This is a genomic window from Mucilaginibacter flavidus (assembly GCF_024055575.1).
GTDB lineage: Bacteria > Bacteroidota > Bacteroidia > Sphingobacteriales > Sphingobacteriaceae > Mucilaginibacter > Mucilaginibacter flavidus.
This window is the reverse complement of record NZ_JAMXOE010000021.1, coordinates 61902-80641: the sequence shown is the minus strand read 5'-3', so window position 1 is coordinate 80641 and position 18740 is coordinate 61902. Positions and strand designations below refer to the sequence as shown.

Here is an 18740-nt window from a genome sequence, read left to right as displayed (position 1 = left end):
AAGGTGTGAAGTGAATGCCTAATAAATGCGCCCGCTAACTAAGCGCAAACGTTTGTTTGACAGTTATTATTAAAGTTGCGTTTTTACGCTATAAATGGCATAAATGAGTGTGTCGTTGGACGTTTGCAGACAAGTAGCCGGAGTTGGATAGCTGGCTAAGGAATAAATTTCACGCAAACGTTTGTTCGTGGATGCTAGGGCATTCCGGAGAAGAGTTGCAGGTGATATAAAATCACTTAGTGTATTGTGGCCACTATCTCTATAGAAAAAAAAGCAATTGCACTATCAAATCCTTACATAAAAAGCCGCCCCATAGATGCTATGAGACGGACTTTTTTAAATCTAAAGCAAAAAAAATCCCGGAGGGCTTCCCCTCCGGGTGTTGTTACGCAAGGAAACTATCAATCAACTGAACTCAATTCTTTACTGTAGCCTATTAAAAACCGCTGTCATCAATCGCGAATGTGTTTTTGCGATCCTTCCATTTGCCTTTTGTAAAATCAGGGAATTCCTGTACGGCATTTCCTTCTTTTATTGATTTTGTGGACAGCGGCGATATCACACTCATGGTCACGGAATCATAAACATCAATAGGTGTTTGTTTCTTTTGTTTCACCGATTCAACAAAGGCGTTAAAAACAAACCAATCCATACCGCCATGACCTGCGCCTGCGGCAAACGTTTCATACTTTTTCCAAAGCGGGTGGTCATATTTTTCAAACCATTGCTGCGCAGGATCCCAGCTATCGTCCTCTTTCGATTTATGATCGATATAAATACTTTGATTTACATCCATCCACAAGCCTTTTGTTCCCTGTACCCTGAAACCTAATGAATAGGGGCGGGGCAAATGGGTGTCATGCGTTAATAATACTGTTTCGCCATTGGCGCAATTGATCATGGTTTGCACCACATCGCCTTCTTTGTATTTGATTTTTGCATTTTTATTTCCCGGCGCTTTTTCTTCCACATATGCGGCCAATCCTCTTGCTTTTGAGCTGAATGACGACAGGCTGGTAAAGCGGTTGCCTGCGTTAATATCAATGTAATGCATGCATGGCCCGGCGCCGTGGGTTGGGTAAAGGTCGCCGTCGAGGTCGATATTGAACTGTGTGCGCCACTGTGCTTCGCTGGTAGCATCCGGGCCGAACGTAACGCCGTCCGGGCCGTTAAAAAGTACGTCGCGCAGGTTATGCTGGTAACCGCCTTCAACGTGCACCAGTTCGCCAAACAAACCCTGTCTCGACATGTTTAGAGCCGCCATCACATCGCGGCGATAACATACGTTTTCAAGCGTCATGTAAGGGATGCCTGTTTTTTCCGAGGTGTGTACAATGTCCCAGTGCTCTTCAACGGTTAAGCCGGCTATTACTTCACAACCAACATATTTACCTGCTTTCATAGCATCGATAGATTGCGGGTGATGAAACTGCCATGGCGTGGCAATAATTACGGCATCAATGTCTTTCCGGTCGAGCAATTTTTTATATGCATCCAGGCCACCTGTATATTCAACTGCAGCAGGTTTGCCTTTTTTTGCGATATACTCGCGGCATCTTTTTAACGAACGTTCCTGGATATCGCAAATGGCTACAATTTCAACATCATCGCGTAATAGGCCTTCGGCTATGTGGCTCATGCCGCGTGCTCCCACACCTATGTAGCCTAAACGTACTTTGCCGCTGGCCGAATTTGCAAAGAGGCTGCCTGATGGTAAAATTGTAAATCCTGCGGCGGCTATTGCTCCCGCTCTTATAAACTCTCTTCTTTCCATATGTTAAGTTATTAGTTTTAGTTGTTTTTTAATTGCTGGTTATTCCAAATTCAAAAATGGTTTTGCTTTTAAATACTTCACCTTCCCGTAAAACGGTGTTTGGAAAATGAGGATGATTAGGCGAATCGGGATATTGCTGCGTTTCGAGGCAAAAGCCGCTTCGACGGGTATATACAGCACCACCTTTACCAACCGCGCCATCCAAAGCATTACCCGGATAAAGGTGAACTGCCGGTTCAGTTGTATAAACTGTCAAAACACGGCCGCTTACTGGTTCTGTTGCCTGTGCCGCCAGCTTCAGCTCGCCCGAGTTTTTTGTTTTAATTACCCAGCTGTGATCGTACCCGTCGCTTAAATTTAGCTGCTCATCATCGGCGCTGATATCTTTACCAATGGTTTTGGGGCTTTTAAAATCAAAAGGGGTGCCGTCAACAGGCGCTATTTCACCGTGTGGCACCTGGTTTTTATTTACAGGTAAATAATTGTTTAAGGGCATCATCAACTCGTGCCCAAGTATGCTGCCGCTTGCATGTCCCGCCAGGTTGAAATAGGTATGCTGCGTTAAATTAAGCAGGGTTGTGCTATCGGTTTTTGCTGAAAAATCAACAATAAGCTGGTTTTCGTTATTTAAAGTATAGGTTACTTTCGCGAGTAAATTTCCTGGGAATCCCTCTTCGCCATCCGGGCTCATGTATTCCATCTCGACCGCCGGGCAACCATCATTTATAATCGGGGTCGATCTCCACACCTTTTTATTGAACCCAACGGTGCCGCCGTGATGGTGGTAGCCACCCGGTTTAACGGTTAGCTGGTGAAACTTTCCATCAAGCTCAACCAGGCCTCCGTTTATCCGGTTTGCATAACGGCCGACAATAGCGCCAACGTAATGGCTATCATTTACGTAGCCATCTAAATCATCAAATCCAAAAGCAATATCAGCGAAATTGCCTTTCCTGTCGGGTGTGGAAATTGCGGTTACGGTTGCGCCGAAATTGGTAATATCAACCTTAAGACCGTTTGAATTTTGCAAACGATACAGGAAAACATCCTGGCCATTTAGAACTCCCCACTGTTCCGCAGTGGGTTTTAAGGTACTCATATTTAATATTATCAGTTAGTTGCTTATGGTTAATAGCGCTATTTAATTTTTGAAATTAAGCATTATCACTGGGTGAAATTTACTTTTTATCACGCAAACGTTTGATTATTTTTTTTTACCTGCTAATTGATTTACAGAAACTAACTGGCGCAAACGTTTGAAAAAAATGTCGTTTATTTACCGTCGTTATTAAAAAACGGTAATTTTAAATTTATTTCCGGTAATTATTAAACCCTTCAGTCAATGCGATCAAAGCCAGCTACCATAAAGGAAATTGCCCAGTTATTAAAAATATCCATATCAACGGTTTCCAGGGCGCTGCACGATCATCCGAGCATTGGGCTAACCACGCGCCAAAAGGTAAAAAAACTGGCCAGTGAGCTGAATTACGAACCAAATCAGACGGCGATTTTTTTACAGCAGGGCCGTACCCTTACTATTGGTGTTATATTACCCGAGCTTTCCGAAGCTTTTTTTTCATCGGCTATTAGCGCTATAGAGGATTGTGCCTATAAACGAAACTATACCGTTTTGCTGGCCCAGTCGCACGACGATGAGCAAAAAGAAAAACAACTGGTGGAAAAAATGAAAAATCACCGGGTCGATGGGCTCCTGGTTTCAGTTAGTAAAAATACATCGTCGTACCAGCATTTCGATAACCTAAGGCAATACGATATCCCTATTGTATTCTTTGACCGTATCCCTGCAATGCAAAACATTCATTATGTGGCATGCAATATGGAAATAGGCACAATTGACGCGGTAAGTTACCTGTTAAAAAAGGGGCATCGTTCCATCGGGATGATAAACGGTCCGGCTACGCTTTCTGCCAGCGGGGAAAGAAAAGAAGGCTATATTAAGGCTATGATCAAGAACCGCCTGAAGTTCGACCCATCGCTGATTGTATCGTGCGACCTGACAGAGCCGAGTACGCAAGCCGCGCTGGATGAACTACTGGCCAGTAAGAGGAAACCCACTGCAATTGTTACGTTTAACGACTATGTGGCACTTTTTGCTATTAAACACGCAACGAATTTGAAATTGAAAATAAACGAGGATCTTGAATTTGTGAGTTATGCTAATTTGCCGCTTATTAATTATATGGAAAGTATCCCTGCGGCGTCTGTTGAGCAATTTCCATACCTGCAAGGCCAAAAAGCTGCCGATATATTACTTGACCTGCTAGCACAAAAGCACCAGGGGGTTACTGAGCAGACAGCATATTATAAAATTATCATCGAATCGCAGTTGGTTGAAAACAGTAGTATGACCGGATTTAAAGGCAAATAAAAAACGGTCAAACGTTTGCGCACCATTATAAATTAGCTATTGACTAAATTTGAGTTTTTGTAACCCCTTATGATGGATAATATCCTAAACGCTTTCGGCTTAACACCCGCAAATTACAATACAACACCTTTTGGTTCCGGTTTAATTAATTATACCTGGAAGGTGTCGGGCAATGGCCATCAATACATATTGCAGCGGATAAATAAAAATGTATTTAAGACGCCGCAGGATATTGCCAATAATTTGGTGAGCTTAGAAAACTATCTGAGGCAAACAGCCCCCGAATATCTTTTTGCAGCCCCGTTGCCAACCGTAAGTGGTACGTATTTAACCGAAGATGGGAGTAACTATTACCGGTTGTCGCCGTTTATTAAAAATTCGCATACGGTTGATTTTATTGAGGAGGATAAACAAGCGTATGAGGCCGCCAGGCAATTTGGAAAATTCACCAGGTTGCTGAAGGATTTTGACCCGGAAAAATTAAAATATACACTAACCGATTTCCATAACCTGACACTACGGGTCGAACAATTTAAAACAGCATTGGCAAATGCGGGTGAAGAAAGACTGAAGAGCGCGGCTGCCGAAATTTTGCAGATTGAGGCTAATATTGATATTGCCGGCGTGTATAAGCAATTGGTGGATGGAAAAAAGATACCTAAGCGGGTTATTCATCACGATACAAAAATCAATAACATACTATTTGACGATAATAATTGCGGCCTTTGCGTAATTGACCTTGACACCGTAATGCCCGGCTATTTTATTAGCGATGTTGGTGATATGATGCGCACCTATCTTTCACCTGCAAATGAAGAGGAGCGGGATTTGAGCAAAGTGAAGATAAACGACGATTACTTTATAGCTGTTTACAAAGGGTACATGGCAGAAATGGGAGGGACTTTAACTGCAGCGGAAAAAGACCTGTTCATTTACTCAGGTAAATTCATGATATATATGCAAGCCATCCGCTTTTTAGCCGATTTTTTGAATGGCGATATTTATTACCATACCCAATACGAAGGCCACAACCTGGTAAGGACGCAAAATCAATTAACGCTGTTAAAAAGATATTTTGAAGCTGAGGACAGGTTCCATAATAATATTAAGCAAATTGAAAATGCGGCCTTTAGTGCCATTTGAAGCTAAGCGAATTTGAATTATATAGATTTGGTTGATCCTCTCAAAATTAACTCAGGCTGTATAATAACCTTACTTAAATCTTTAAGGCGCACCCTGTTTTCAAGTTTATCAAGCAGCATTTTAAATAGCTGTTTGGCCATTTCGTCCAACGGTTGGGCAATTTTTTTATTGATGATTATGATTTGAGATTTTTAAATTACTTAGCTGGTATTTTTAAAAAATAACCCTAATTTGAGGGTGATTTTATTGGCACTTATACAAATGCCATTTATCCAGATTTACTACAGACTTGAATTTTAATTTATCGTTTTCGGTACTAACCCTTTAATCAGCAAAAAAATAATCATAACAACTATGTTTAAAAAAGCAATACTAATTACGGCCTCGGTTCTTCTGGTTGTAATTGCGTCTTTTGGGCAGCAAAAAAGCAAAGCAGCTTCGCAACAAAAAAACGCTGATTCTATTTATTACTCAACTACCAAATATCGTGAAATAGGCCCTTTCCGTGGCGGGCGCAGCGGTGCCGCAGCCGGGAGTTATAAGAGTAAAAATATTTTTTACTTTGGTGCAACAGGGGGAGGAGTCTGGAAAACCACAGACGGCGGCGCTAACTGGAAAAATATTTCGGATAAGTATTTCGGCGGCACAATCGGTTCGGTTGCCGTAGCTCCAAGCAATGAGGCTATTGTATATGTGGGTGAAGGAGAAAATACGCTTAGAGGAAACGTATCGGAAGGCTTACACGGTTTATGGCGAAGTAATGATGGAGGCCGCAGTTGGTTCAATTTGGGTCTTAAAGATGCCCGCCATATTGTGAGAATTGTAATCGATCCGCTCGACCCAGATAAAGTATGGGTGGCATCAATGGGGCACTTGTTTGGGCCGAGCGACGAACGCGGTGTTTACAAAACAACCGATGGTGGAAAAAGCTGGCGGCGGACTTTGTTTGTAAACAATAATACCGGCTGTTCCGACTTAACACTTGATCCCGGTAACCCCTCCATTTTATATGCCGGTACGTGGACGGTTCGGCGCACGCCCTATAGCATGGAAAGCGGGGGCGAGGGCAGCGGCTTGTATAAAAGCACCGACGGCGGGGAGACATGGAAAAATATATCGACAAAAAAAGGATTGCCGAAAGGCGTTTGGGGCATAGTAAGCATTGCTGTTGCACCCAGTAATACCGATAAATTGTATACGCTTATAGAAAACGCCAAAGGCGGTTTGTTTATGAGTGAGGATGGCGGCGAAAGCTGGGTTTTAACCAGCAGCGACAATAACATAAGGCAGCGGGCCTGGTATTACAATAAAGTTATTGTTGACCCTGCAAATGAAAACCTTGTTTATTGCCCCAATGTGGAGTTTATGCGCAGTACTGATGGCGGTAAAACTTTTAAAAGCATGGACACCCCGCATGGCGACCACCATGATTTATGGATAGACCCCGAAGACGGCCGGAGAATGATTGTTGCAGATGATGGTGGTGCGCAGGTGAGTTTTGATGCAGCCAGCTCATGGAGCACACTCAACAACCAGCCTACAGCGCAAATTTACCGGGTAACAACAGACAATTCTTTTCCTTACCGCATACTTGGTGCGCAACAGGATAACTCTACCATAAGGATAAGGAGCAGCTCGGGAAGTCCTGCCGGTATTACCGACAACGACTGGGAGGCAACTGCCGGCGCCGAGAGCGGTTATGTTGTGGCCGATCCCTTGAATCCTGATATAGTGTATGGCGGTAACTATGGGGGCTACATTTCGAGGCTTGATCATAAAACCGGCGAGAACCGGGCTATTAATGTTTGGCCTGATAATCCAATGGGTGCGGGCGCTGATGTGCTGAAATATCGTTTTCAATGGAATTTTCCAATCTTCTTTTCTCCCAACAATCCTAAAAGGTTGTATACGGCCGGAAATCACCTGTTCGTAACAGAAAACCAGGGCCAAAGCTGGGAAATGATCAGCCCGGATTTAACTACCAACGACAAATCAAAGCAAGGACCAAGCGGTGGCCCAATTACCAAAGACAATACTTCGGTTGAATATTATTGTACCATTTTTACTGCTGCCGAGTCGGCTCTTGAAAAGGACCTGTTATGGACGGGCAGCGATGACGGCCTCATTAACGTTAGCCGGGATGGTGGCAAAAACTGGAAAAATGTAACCCCCCCGGCGGCCGGCAAATGGATGATGTGGAATTCCGTGGAAACCGATCCGTTTAATAAAGGAACAGCTTATTTTGTAGGCACCAAATATAAACTGGATGATTTTACACCTTACATTTTTAAAACCGAAGACTACGGCAGCAGCTGGAAACTAATTACAAAAGGTATAAACAGTATGCATTTTACAAGAGCACTGCGAGCAGATAAGAAACGGCCCGGCTTATTGTATGCAGGCACAGAATATGGGATGTATATTAGCTATGACGGTGGCGACAACTGGAAGAAATTTCAGCTAAACCTTCCTGAGGTACCTGTAACTGACCTGACTATAAAAAACAACGACCTGATTGTTGCTACGCAAGGACGGGCTTTTTGGGTAATTGATGACTTAAGCTTAATCCAGCAAAAGGCTGATGAATTGCCCGCCACAGATTTAAAAGTATTTGCGGTTAATGACAGTTACAGGCAAAGAGGGGATGATTACGGGTATGTGCGCGGTAAAACAGTGTTACATAACGCTGGAGCAAACCCTATAAAAGGCGTAGTATTTAATTACTATTTAAAACATGTAACCGACTCGTCAAATGTATCAGTGACGATATTTGATAAACAGAATAAGCCGATCAAAACCTTTAGCCGCAAAGCGAAGGAAGAGAAAGACAAACTTGACTTTAATCCGGGGCTAAACCGGTTTGTTTGGGATATGCTTTACCCGGCAGGCGAAAAGATAGACGGGATGATTTTATGGAATGGTGGTGTCGGGCAGGTTAAGGCGGCACCGGGCACCTATTCAGCCCGTTTCCGGCTGGAGAAAGATTCGGTAGATGTTCCGTTTGTTATTAAGTCAAACCCGCAATACGACCTTACAACTGCTGATTACGATGACAAGGTTGGGTTTTTATTACAGGTAAGGGACAAGTACAACGAAGTGCAAAAGGCTATTAAAAATATTCGCACTTTAAGAACTCAGATAGGTGATTTTGCAGCGAGGATAGACAAGCCGGCTACAAAAGAGATAAAAACTTTAGCTGATACGATCAACAAAAAACTAACAGCTATTGAAGAAGCGCTTTATCAAACAAAAGCCAAAAGTGGCCAGGATGTACTCAATTATCCTATCCGCTTAAACGATAAGCTTGCCGGGTTGTACGGTGTGGCAAACAGCGGAGAAAACCCGCCAAGCAAGCAGGCAAAAGAAACGTTTACCGAACTGGCCGGTTTGTGCGACGTGCAATTTGCCAAACTAAACCAGGTGATAAATAGCGACATCCCTGCCCTTAATAAAATGATATTGGATAAACAGGTTCCTCCAATCAGCGTTAAAGAATAGCAGGCAATCAAAAAAACAAGGCTTTAAGAAGAGGAAAGGCAGGTGTAATAGGAAACCCCTTAGTTTATCGCTAAGGGGTTTTATTATCTAGTTTATTAATACTTGCACGCGACAGCGCTCACAAAGGCTGTTGAAAAAATAATCTTAAACCATAGCCAAGCCAAACACAATTATCATAAGGGCGATAGCAACATAAATTACTGATATTCCATAAAATGTGGCCCACCGCAGCCAGTTTACAAACTGCTTAAACATTTGCATAATAGGGTCATCAGTGTCCTTTATAACGAAGTAACTGTTTTCTTTCATCCTGATTGCGTTCACTCTGTTTTCTTCCTCATATTGCAGGCGTCCCGCATTGTATTGTGTGTTGCAATTCGGGCATCTTTCATCCATTTTACCTGTCGAGTTGCTCCACTTTTCGCAAACGGGACATTTTATTTCACTGACTTGGCTCATGACTAATTATTTAAGTTAAAAACTGATCTTAATTAGGATTATAATAACAACTAACGTTGCAAATGGGTTAATAGTTTGCCTTTATCCCGTTATTTAAACCGTTGATATAGACTATACTAAAATTACGCAAAAAAAAATCGAAACAAGCAATAGCTATCCAACTATTTTTAATTGCTGCAGCAAGAGCGTGGTTGTAGTCTTGTCGCCGGTATTTGTGGATTGGGCAGGATCAATGCAGTTCAGTGCTATTATTTTCTTACCTCGTAGCACAGTTCCACCATCCCGTTCTTGTACGCCTTCAGGTCTCTTAGGTGTAGTGCTTGTTCCTGTCCTAAATGATCAAAAAACGGCGTTCCGTCACCTAAAATAATGGGCAGTATTGACTGCCTGATTTCGTCGGCTAAATTTAAACGGACGAAATCCCTAACAAGCGCAGCACCTCCAACAACCCAAACATTTTTGTAGTTTGGTTTTAACCGTTCATTCACCAGTTTGTCCAGGTCGCCCGAATAAATTTCTACGTTCGGCCGTTCAACGGGCAGCGTCCGGTGAGTTAAAACAATAGTAGGGGTGTCTCCGTAGGCCCAGCCGTACGATTTTGAAAGTTCCAAAGCAAGTTCGTAGGTGCGGGAACCCATTATGTAGCAGTCAATCGCTTTTAGAAATTCCGCCACATCCTGTTCAGTAACGCTAACTCCCTGCTCGTAGCTGTCTGTGGTTTCAAACCACGAAATGCTATTGTCTTTTTTGGCTATATAACCGTCAAGACTTGAAACCATATGGATAGTTATTTTGAATGAATCTGTTGGCATAGGCGTGTTGTTTGGGGATGTACGCGTGTGTTGATTAAAGATAGGGAAAAAGGTATGGAAAATGTGGAAAGGGGTGAGTCCTGCTGCCCGGTCTGATTTTTACACACCCGCAAAGCGTTCCATTTTTACACGCGGAACACCCCGAACACTATGGAACATTCTGATTATCGGATCAGATTTTTGATGTCGACTATTTGTTTTAAATTCCGGAGTTGCAATTACAGTCAGTCAGGTATATTAAATATCCGTTAAATACTTTCACCAAAAAGAAAATAGCCCATATATTATTCGTACCTTGCACGCTTATTAATATATTATATAATGCAACAAGGAACAGTAAAATTTTTTAATGAGACAAAAGGTTTCGGATTTATTACACCCAGCAATGGCGGAAGCGAAATTTTTGTTCATTCCAGCGGCCTGGTTGACAACATTCGCGAGAACAACGTTGTTAACTTTGATGTTGAAGAGGGCCGTAAGGGACCTAACGCAGTAAACGTACAAATAGCTTAATACCTATAAAAATTATTGTGGGCATCTTCCTTAACGGGAAGATGCTTTTTTTTTACTTTTAAATTCCAATCTGCACATTTTATGTTTTGTTGTTGCAGAAAGGACTGATCATGAAAATGGAAAAAGAACTTAAGAACGAGGATCTTAAAATAGAATTACGGACCCTTACCAAGGATGATTATTTGGGCCTGAAAGCTTCAATGATACAAGCCTACTCAGAATGGGAGGGCGCATCCTATTGGGGCGAAGAACATATTACCCAACTTGTCAGCATATTTCCTGAAGGCCAGATATGTATTTTAGTGAACGGCGCAATTGCCGGCTGCGCCCTCTCACTGATAGTGGATTACGACAAGTTTGGCGATAACCATACTTATGCTCAAATAACGGGCAACTATACCTTTTCAACGCATGACGAAGATGGAGACGTATTATATGGCATTGATTTTTTTGTGCATCCCGACCACCGGGGCATGCGTATAGGGCGGAGGTTATATGATGCCCGTAAAGAAATTTGCGAACGGCATAACCTGCGGGCGATAATCGCAGGGGGCCGTATCCCAAAATATAAGGACTATGCTGATAAGCTTACACCTAAAGCCTACCTCGAAAAAGTAAAGGGTAAAGAAATCCACGATCCTACCTTATCATTTCAACTGGCCAATGATTTTCACGTACGAAAGATATTAAAGGGCTATTTGCCGGGAGATACGCAGTCGCTTGAATATGCGTCATTGCTCGAATGGAACAATATTTATTATAACGAAGAAGCTGCGCATATCAACTCTAAAAAATCTATTGTACGGTTGGGCCTGGTTCAATGGCAAATGCGGCCTTTCGAGAACATGGAGTCGTTATGCGAACAGATCGAATTTTTCGTTGATGTAATCAGCGACTACCAAAGCGATTTTGTGTTATTCCCGGAGCTGTTTAATGCGCCGCTGATGACGGCCTATAACCACTTAAGCGGAGCCGGGGCAATGCGCGAAATAGCAAATTTTACCATCCCATTGCGCGACAAGTTTATGGAGTATGCCATTAGTTATAATATTAATATTATAACAGGCAGCATGCCGTACCTTGAAAACGGGGTGCTGCAAAATGTGGGCTACCTTTGCCGCAGGGACGGTTCGTACGAAATGTACCGGAAAATTCATTTAACGCCGGCCGAACAAAGCGCATGGGGAATGGTTGGCGGCGATCAAATTGCCACCTATGACACAGACTGCGGTAAAATTGGGATATTGATTTGTTACGATGTGGAGTTTCCGGAGCTGCCCCGTCTTTTGGCAGAACAAGGTATGCAAATCCTGTTTGTGCCTTTCATGACCGACACTCAAAACGGCTATACCCGGGTTAGGAGTTGCGCGCAGGCCAGGGCTATTGAAAATGAGTGCTATGTGGCCATAGCCGGTAGCGTAGGCAACCTGCCCAAAGTCCATAACATGGATATACAATATGCACAGTCGGCAGTTTTTACGCCTTCCGATTTTTCCTTCCCAACTAATGGTATAAAGGCCGAAGCTACACCTAATACGGAAACTACACTGATTGCCGATGTTGATGTGGATTTACTAAAGGAGCTCCATAACTTCGGAGCGGTCAGAAACCTGAAAGACCGGAGACTGGACATTTATAAGATCATTAACAAAAGCAAGAAATAGTATATCGGTTTTTTTCTGCTTTACGCCGTCCGGGAGTATTGTCTTTTTCGCCGACGCTTCCCGCTGCGGCTGCTTTTTCGCTGCCGCAAGACTCACGTCTTGTGGCACCCCCTACGCCGGTTCACGCGTTCCGCTTGAACCTAAACAACCTGTCAGCGTCCCGCTGACATTACCAAATAATCTGCCCGCAAAGCGTTCCATTTTTACACGCGGAACACCCGGAACACTGTGAAACATGCTTATTTTCAGGTGTTTTAATTTTAAGCGATTTCCAAATCAATGTAAGTTTGGATAAATGTACCGCTGAACCGCCGGGCTACTACTTATAAATATCTACCCAATCGCCGGTATTGATAGCCTTAAAATGTTCGGGTATCTTTAACATAAAGATCATTCAAATTTTTATTCCCGTTTAATATAGGTGCGCAGGTTAAAAACCGCTTAAATTTTTTACCCTAATAAATTTAGAGCTATGAAAAAAATGTTGTTACAACTATTGGCGGCAATATTGCCCGTCGCCGGTTTTGCACAGAACGCTCCGGTGGCCGATGCGGCAAAGGCAAAAGAAATACAAAACGCTGTAGTTTATCTTTTAACAAAAGCAGAAAATAATTTTGAGGGAATGCGCGGCGCCGAGGTCACCAAAGAGGAATCTTTTGTTATGTACGCGGCAACAGCTCAACCAAAAATGTATGCCCAAAATTATTATATAACTTATGTAAATAACAACAAGCGGAGTTTTTACATGGCTTATTACACCGATCCTAAAGATATAGCTGTCGCGAAAGCGGCAATAACGGATATTCCAAAATTAGGAGATAAATGGAAAATAGAAGCGGTGAAAAGTAACAACAGCGCTGTAAATATCTCCTATCTATATTATAACGGGGCAAGGGTAGGTCAACTTCGGGATGATTTGACGGCAAAATCTTTTGCGTTTTCAATTGGCTTATTTGACAATACGGTGAATGCCCCGGCAAAAGCTACCGTTGCGGCAACGGAACCAGTAAAAACAACAAGTCCCGAAGCCACGAAAATCAAAGAGATACAGAGTGCTATTGCCGACCTCGTATCAAAAGCAACCTCCAATTTTGAAACCATTAAAGGTTCTGAAAACGAAAGCAGCCTTTATTCAGTCATGTACAACGTGCCTGCAGCACCAAAACTAAACGCACAGGCCAATTATATAAATTATTGTAAAGCAAATGGCAGGAGCTATTTTGTGGCCTATTATATGATGCCAAAGGAAGAGATAGATGTTGTTTTATCGGCATTTATAAACATGCCCGACTATGGCAGTAAATGGAAATTTGAACAGGTAAAAAAGGAGGATAAATATGATGATGTAAGTATGTTTGTAAACCTGGTATATTTGTATTACGACGGCGTTAAAATTACTCAACTACGCAAATGCGAACGGGGTGATCCAACTGAATATTTCTTCCTGCTTTCAATAGGGCTGTTCGACAAAACAAGCGTCATAAAACCGGCATACGATCCAATTACCCATCCATTGCATACCTATCTGCAATCGCAGCATTTAACAGTTTCGAATAATATGATCACGGTGAAAAATTGGGGGCCAAAATTTGATGGTGATTATGATGTAACCAAACTGGCAACAGACAGTTGCGTATCCGGCAACTGTTCCGATGGGCACGGCCGTAAGGTTTTGGCATCCATCAGCAACAACATTCCTCACATACGCATTATGGAAGGCAAGTTTAAAAACAAGGTGTTTTTGGGCGATGGTGATATGCTGATAGATGGCGAGGGGCCGGTTGTTGACGGCACCTATGAGCTTGGAAAGTTCAAGGTAAGCTATACGCATAATACGCTGGAATCAAGTGCCGTTTTTTATCCGAAAGATTTTAACGAAAAAGTTGAAGGTATCTTTAACGGCTATTTAGATGGTGGCATAGGCAAAGCACTGCCAACTTATCAAAAATTTGTGGTTTGTGAATTTAGGCCGGCTTATGATGGCAAAAACAAGAGCGCATCGAAATGGAATAATGAAATATATTCAAAAGATGTTGATTTGGGCCCGGCTGTGTTTTACCTTTCAAAGGAATATATGGCTGCGTACGACAAAATGAAAGCAAGTACAAACCAACAGGAATATACAAACAACCCGTCACCAACCCCCGGAAGAAGATCGGGCGGGCAAACCCAGGCATCGCCAATCAGGCGTATGTGCGGTGCTTGCGGTGGCACCGGCAAAACATATCATAACGTAACAGAGTACACCTACTATGGCAATAACAGGGTTGCAAACAGCCGCCGCGTCCCTGAAACCTGCAGTGCTTGCCATGGGTCTGGCTATGTACAATAGTGCAGACGAAAACAGGTGAAATGGATGGAGGAATGTATTAACCGGTTTCTGATTAGATGAGGTGATACCGCTGCCCCCAAAGCGTTCCGTTTTTACACGCGGAACACCCGGAACGCTGTGAAACACGCTCATTATAAGGTGTTTTAATTTTATGTGATTTTCAAATTAATGCAAGTTTAGATAGATGTAGCATGTATATGTAGTCGGAGGTTACAGGAATAATACTACGAAGTTACCTTGGGACGGCGGAGCCTCTCTTCCCGCGTCGTTGCGAGGAACGAAGCAATCTCTACGCGTGCAAATCAATGGAGTGGGATATTGTTGGGGACGAAAGCTCCGCGTGTATATTGGCTACTTAGCAAGCGGGCGCTAGCCCACCTCTTTAGCCTACCCGGATACTCAGCGCCGTGTTTGGGTTATAACTAAGCTTTGTCCGAGAGCATACCACCTCTTTTGGTCTGCCGGTCGCGCGCGAAATCAAACGCTAAATTATACCCCCATCAATTATTTCGTTCTTCATAATCGCCAACTCATCATAAAGTAATTTATCTAATGATACCAAATCGATTTTTAATTCAATATCGTCCAAAGTCATAACAGGATTTAAAAAATAATCCTGAATTTTATCTTTCAGATCCTTGGATATATAAGGCATATTTTCATTCGTGATCAATGTAATTTTATCCCTTGCAGTAAAATATTTCGCCTTGCGATTTTCAATCTCCTGAGGGGCTAAAGAAACGCCGTGTTTTATCTCAATCAATAAATTACGATAGTCTGTTTTTAAGTCCAAATACTGTAAAATAGCCGTTCGAATATCGGTATATACCTTGATTTTAATTTGAGCAATAACTTGTCCATAGGTTAATTTAGCCTTGTATTTCTCTAATAATTTACCAACCTGATAAGTAAAAATCACTAATACAATAGCAAGTAAGCCTTTTTCAAAAAGTATTTCAATTAATTTTTGGCTGAAATCGTCAGGAAACCATTTGCTAAGCATATTTAAGTGTCTATTTATTAAATAAAGCTATCGAATATAATTTAAAAATCGGCTACTTAGCAGCGGGGCACTAGTAGCCCATCTCTTTGGCCTGCCCGGATACTAGCGCCGGGTTGGGGGATGTTGTTGGGGACGAAAGCGCCACATGCACATTGGCTACTTAGCTGGCGGGGCACTAGTAGCCCTCCTTTTTGGCCTGCCCGGATACTAGCGCCAGGTTGTGGTCTGGGCACACAAAAGTTAAGCGGAATAGTTTAACGGGCAGGTATGACATATTTATTAGTAAAAAGGGATTCTATTTTAGTAGTGAAGAAATTAAGCTTTCGTAAGATTTATTCTCTTCAACATCGAACCCGGTAAAGCGTTCAATTTCTTTTCCTGTTTGATCTACAAATATTGTGGTGGGGATGGCATTGAAAAAAAACTTGTTCTGAATCTCTTCTATTTTTGACTTTTCGACGATAAGTTGTGTCCAGGTCATTCTTTTCTCTTTGATAAGTCTTTTCCAATTTGTTTCAGATTGATCAATAAAAATACTTACTATGCTCAATCCTTTATTTCGATATAAGGAATCAAGTTTCCTAATATTGGGAATCTCATCTATACATGGTTTACACCATCCAGCCCAAAATACAATCATAGTCAACTTAGATTTATGGTCTAGTATCGTACCCTTTGACCCTTCGCTGTTTCGTAAAGTAAAATTGGTTATAGTAGTATTAGCATCAGGTCTGTTCGCAATATATTGTTTAAGCTTTTTTGCAAGTTCAGAATTTTGGATATTTTTTGTAAATAAAGAGAGTATCTTTTTTAAATCTTCTTTAGTGTATTCATTCCTGTTATCTATCAATTTATATAATAAATATATCGAAGACGGCTGTTTTTCAATAACATCGGTAAATGCCTTCATCCGCGTAGATTTATTCGACGAGTTACCTATAAAACCGATATCGTCGAGAACAAACCGATTGAAAAGGATGTTGTCATCGCCCCCCTTTACTGTTAAATGGTGCTTAGGTGAATCGTAGTCACCGCTGATATTTACAGGTTCAGTCGAATAAAAGAACGCATCCAGGGAGCGCGGTTGTGCGGAAGTAGAAAGGACATCGTTTTTCAAAATCAGTTTTTCAATTTTCCCATCCCCGTTGATAAAACAAATGCTTGCTATGAACGGTATTTTTATTTTATCATTTCCAAATTTGAATGTACCATCTTTATAATCAGTTGAATCAAGACGTGTTTTCCAACGATACGCATCTGTTAAATATAGTTTTTTTGCCGGAATATTTTTAACGTTACCACTAATGATTCCTAGTCGATTTTGAGATGCTGCAGTTAGCGCCCAAAGTAATGATACAGTTATTACGATTATTTTCGTTTGTAATATATTAAGTTAATAAAAGAGGTTATCTCAAGGATAGGTTCTCAAAGGGCGAAAAAATAGTATTCAATTTGCCGTTTTTTTTTAACGTCCCTTTATCAGCAAGAATTAACAAGACAAATTCTAATTTTTGGGCACAACTTATAAAAGTTGAACGGGCGACCCTCAGATAACCTCTTAATTTTAGAACGGTGTTGTGTTTGAGCAACGACTAACGCCGTGGTTTGAACCTAAATCCGTGGGGCCTGAATGCGAAGGAGTGTCACAATAACAAGTATAAACCATCGTATTCCCTTGCAAACTTGCAGAAGTACTACACCCACCGCTGGTTGTATTACCCTCCGAATCAGTATAATACAGCCACTTTAACTCTTATATAACGTCATTATTTTTTAAACACGGCAGCTATTAATAAACAAGTAAAGGTCAATATCCCCGTAACTATCCTGATGTTAAAATAAGAGAGCCATTTATCTCTGTAAGTTGCCCAATCTTCCGGATAGTTTTCCAAATCCCAGGTTTGTATTTTAAAATTGATAGGCCTGTTGCCCCTGAAAAGAGCTATCAACTCAACAAGGGTTGATATAAATGCGGTTGCCACCATCATAAAGGTAAAACCGGCGTAGTTGCTTTTTTCTAAAAAAAGCCAAACAAGAATAGATGCCTGGCCTGCCAGAAAAAATGGCGGCATACGAACGGTCATAAAGCTATCCAGCTTTTTATGATATTCAATAAAAGTTCGGGCCGATACCGCGCGGTATGCCGGTGTGCCGCCTGTAAATTGATAAAAATAGATACCTGCCGCAAGGCCGGTAAGGAATAAGGAAATGAAAATAATGATTTGTGTTAACATAATTGCTGATTTTAGTCTGCAACAAAACTAAGGCTGTATTACAGTTACTAAGGTGTAAGAAAACGACATTTTACCGTAGTTTTAGTTGTCGTTCTACCGCTACCGATTCTGCTTTAAGCAAGGCCGTTGGGGTAGTATTGGCAAATTGCTTAAAATCTTTGCTCAAATGTTGAAAATCTGCATACCCACAGTCAAGCGCAACAGCCAGCCAGTTAACATCACTTGTTTTATCCTTTAACTGAAAGGCTTTGTAAAAGCGGGCGATCCGGCAATATAATTTAGGGCTGATGCCCATGCGCTCCAAAAATTTGCGTTCAAATTGCCGTGGGCTTAAGCAGGCCTGTTCCGCAAACCAGTTCAATGAAAATTGCGTTGGTTGCCTGTTTAAAATATCGCTTATTTTATCTATTGGCTGAGTGTTAACCTTTATTCCCGACGTTTTTTGCAGTAGATAACCTTCGACGATTCCGATAATATCCTGGTACCCAACAGCGTTGGCTAACATTTCATTAACCTGTCTCATTTCCCTATGAAGCACCGTTTCGGCATCTACATAAAGGTCGGCAAATTCGCTTAGCGGAATTCCTAATAACCGGTATAACGCCCCGGGTTGAAAAATAACTTTCAGCATTAGATAATCTTGGTCAAAATGCAATTCCAAACAGGAGGTTTGCTGCCCGGATATGTAACTATAATTCCTTCGTTGTACTTTTCCGGTATGCTGATTGATTGCGGTAAGATGCCCTTTAGGATTAAAAGTGAGGCATTGCTCAGGCTGCGGGATATAAAGTCGCGTTGGATCTATTGAAAGTCCGTCAAACCTAAAATGCAGCAAAAGGTATTCCTTCACATAAGCTTTCAGCGCCGGTTGTGGTTGAAAAAATCTATAGATCATCTTAGTTCAAGCCAAATTAAGTAT

14 protein-coding genes are annotated in these 18740 nt (G+C 41.9%); 6 read left to right on the top strand and 8 right to left on the bottom strand.

Annotation, left to right across the window (positions count from 1 at the left end; all coding sequences use genetic code 11):
- Positions 1-436 precede the first annotated feature (436 nt).
- Both NAF19_RS23775 and NAF19_RS23770 read right to left on the bottom strand, forming a co-directional pair.
- Positions 437-1774 (bottom strand): Gfo/Idh/MocA family protein, encoded by a 1338-nt coding sequence (locus tag NAF19_RS23775; RefSeq protein WP_252792849.1) that lies wholly within the window; start codon positions 1772-1774, stop codon positions 437-439.
- A 28-nt stretch (positions 1775-1802) separates the two neighbouring features.
- Positions 1803-2873 carry an aldose epimerase family protein gene (locus NAF19_RS23770; protein WP_252792848.1) on the bottom strand — a complete coding sequence of 357 codons (1071 nt, stop codon included), beginning with the start codon at positions 2871-2873 and terminating at the stop codon, positions 1803-1805.
- Positions 2874-3116: 243 nt separating this feature from the next.
- Here NAF19_RS23770 and NAF19_RS23765 point away from each other — a divergent pair, with 243 nt between their 5' ends.
- The 3 genes from NAF19_RS23765 to NAF19_RS23755 all read left to right on the top strand — a co-directional run bounded on the left by NAF19_RS23765 (position 3117) and on the right by NAF19_RS23755 (position 8804).
- A complete protein-coding gene (locus NAF19_RS23765; protein ID WP_252792847.1) occupies positions 3117-4163 on the top strand; it encodes a LacI family DNA-binding transcriptional regulator in 1047 nt (348 codons plus the stop codon).
- 69 nt (positions 4164-4232) lie between these two features.
- The gene (locus NAF19_RS23760) at positions 4233-5306 is read left to right on the top strand and encodes a phosphotransferase enzyme family protein (protein WP_252792846.1); all 1074 of its coding nucleotides are present in this window, start codon (positions 4233-4235) and stop codon (positions 5304-5306) included.
- 354 nt (positions 5307-5660) lie between these two features.
- Positions 5661-8804, top strand: a complete 3144-nt coding sequence (locus NAF19_RS23755) for a WD40/YVTN/BNR-like repeat-containing protein (RefSeq protein ID WP_252792845.1) — start codon at positions 5661-5663, stop codon at positions 8802-8804.
- A gap of 144 nt (positions 8805-8948) precedes the next feature.
- Here NAF19_RS23755 and NAF19_RS23750 read toward each other — a convergent pair whose 3' ends face one another.
- Positions 8949-9263, bottom strand: a complete 315-nt coding sequence (locus NAF19_RS23750) for a hypothetical protein (RefSeq protein WP_252792844.1) — start codon at positions 9261-9263, stop codon at positions 8949-8951.
- 248 nt (positions 9264-9511) lie between these two features.
- A complete protein-coding gene (locus NAF19_RS23745) occupies positions 9512-10075 on the bottom strand; it encodes a dihydrofolate reductase family protein (RefSeq protein ID WP_252792843.1) in 564 nt (187 codons plus the stop codon).
- 321 nt (positions 10076-10396) lie between these two features.
- Between NAF19_RS23745 and NAF19_RS23740 the strand changes: the two genes are divergently transcribed.
- The 3 genes from NAF19_RS23740 (at position 10397) to NAF19_RS23730 (ending at position 14584) form a co-directional block, all read left to right on the top strand.
- Positions 10397-10588: a cold-shock protein gene (locus NAF19_RS23740; RefSeq protein WP_252792842.1), complete on the top strand. Its 192-nt coding sequence runs from the start codon at positions 10397-10399 to the stop codon at positions 10586-10588.
- A 116-nt stretch (positions 10589-10704) separates the two neighbouring features.
- A complete protein-coding gene (locus tag NAF19_RS23735) occupies positions 10705-12252 on the top strand; it encodes a bifunctional GNAT family N-acetyltransferase/carbon-nitrogen hydrolase family protein (protein ID WP_252792841.1) in 1548 nt (515 codons plus the stop codon).
- 472 nt (positions 12253-12724) lie between these two features.
- The gene (locus NAF19_RS23730; RefSeq protein ID WP_252792840.1) at positions 12725-14584 is read left to right on the top strand and encodes a zinc finger-like domain-containing protein; all 1860 of its coding nucleotides are present in this window, start codon (positions 12725-12727) and stop codon (positions 14582-14584) included.
- 484 nt (positions 14585-15068) lie between these two features.
- On the opposite strand, the gene NAF19_RS23725 is transcribed toward NAF19_RS23730, so the two are convergent.
- The 4 genes from NAF19_RS23725 to NAF19_RS23710 form a co-directional block, all read right to left on the bottom strand.
- Positions 15069-15587, bottom strand: coding sequence for a hypothetical protein (locus NAF19_RS23725; RefSeq protein ID WP_252792839.1), 519 nt, complete (start codon positions 15585-15587; stop codon positions 15069-15071).
- A 295-nt stretch (positions 15588-15882) separates the two neighbouring features.
- A complete protein-coding gene (locus tag NAF19_RS23720; protein WP_252792838.1) occupies positions 15883-16704 on the bottom strand; it encodes a TlpA disulfide reductase family protein in 822 nt (273 codons plus the stop codon).
- Positions 16705-17353: 649 nt separating this feature from the next.
- A complete protein-coding gene (locus NAF19_RS23715; RefSeq protein WP_252792837.1) occupies positions 17354-17821 on the bottom strand; it encodes a DUF1772 domain-containing protein in 468 nt (155 codons plus the stop codon).
- 70 nt (positions 17822-17891) lie between these two features.
- On the bottom strand, positions 17892-18716 hold the full coding sequence (locus NAF19_RS23710; protein WP_252792836.1) for a helix-turn-helix domain-containing protein: 825 nt from the start codon (positions 18714-18716) through the stop codon (positions 17892-17894).
- Positions 18717-18740 lie beyond the last annotated feature (24 nt).

Bases quoted from the DNA above. Each gene is read 5' to 3' on its own strand.
- NAF19_RS23775 (WP_252792849.1), bottom strand. From the start codon at position 1,774: ATGGAAAGAAGAGAGTTTATAAGAGCGGGAGCAATAGCCGCCGCAGGA.
- NAF19_RS23770 (WP_252792848.1), bottom strand. From the start codon at position 2,873: ATGAGTACCTTAAAACCCACTGCGGAACAGTGGGGAGTTCTAAATGGC.
- NAF19_RS23765 (WP_252792847.1), top strand. From the start codon at position 3,117: ATGCGATCAAAGCCAGCTACCATAAAGGAAATTGCCCAGTTATTAAAA.
- NAF19_RS23760 (WP_252792846.1), top strand. From the start codon at position 4,233: ATGATGGATAATATCCTAAACGCTTTCGGCTTAACACCCGCAAATTAC.
- NAF19_RS23755 (WP_252792845.1), top strand. From the start codon at position 5,661: ATGTTTAAAAAAGCAATACTAATTACGGCCTCGGTTCTTCTGGTTGTA.
- NAF19_RS23750 (WP_252792844.1), bottom strand. From the start codon at position 9,263: ATGAGCCAAGTCAGTGAAATAAAATGTCCCGTTTGCGAAAAGTGGAGC.
- NAF19_RS23745 (WP_252792843.1), bottom strand. From the start codon at position 10,075: ATGCCAACAGATTCATTCAAAATAACTATCCATATGGTTTCAAGTCTT.
- NAF19_RS23740 (WP_252792842.1), top strand. From the start codon at position 10,397: ATGCAACAAGGAACAGTAAAATTTTTTAATGAGACAAAAGGTTTCGGA.
- NAF19_RS23735 (WP_252792841.1), top strand. From the start codon at position 10,705: ATGGAAAAAGAACTTAAGAACGAGGATCTTAAAATAGAATTACGGACC.
- NAF19_RS23730 (WP_252792840.1), top strand. From the start codon at position 12,725: ATGAAAAAAATGTTGTTACAACTATTGGCGGCAATATTGCCCGTCGCC.
- NAF19_RS23725 (WP_252792839.1), bottom strand. From the start codon at position 15,587: ATGCTTAGCAAATGGTTTCCTGACGATTTCAGCCAAAAATTAATTGAA.
- NAF19_RS23715 (WP_252792837.1), bottom strand. From the start codon at position 17,821: ATGTTAACACAAATCATTATTTTCATTTCCTTATTCCTTACCGGCCTT.
- NAF19_RS23710 (WP_252792836.1), bottom strand. From the start codon at position 18,716: ATGATCTATAGATTTTTTCAACCACAACCGGCGCTGAAAGCTTATGTG.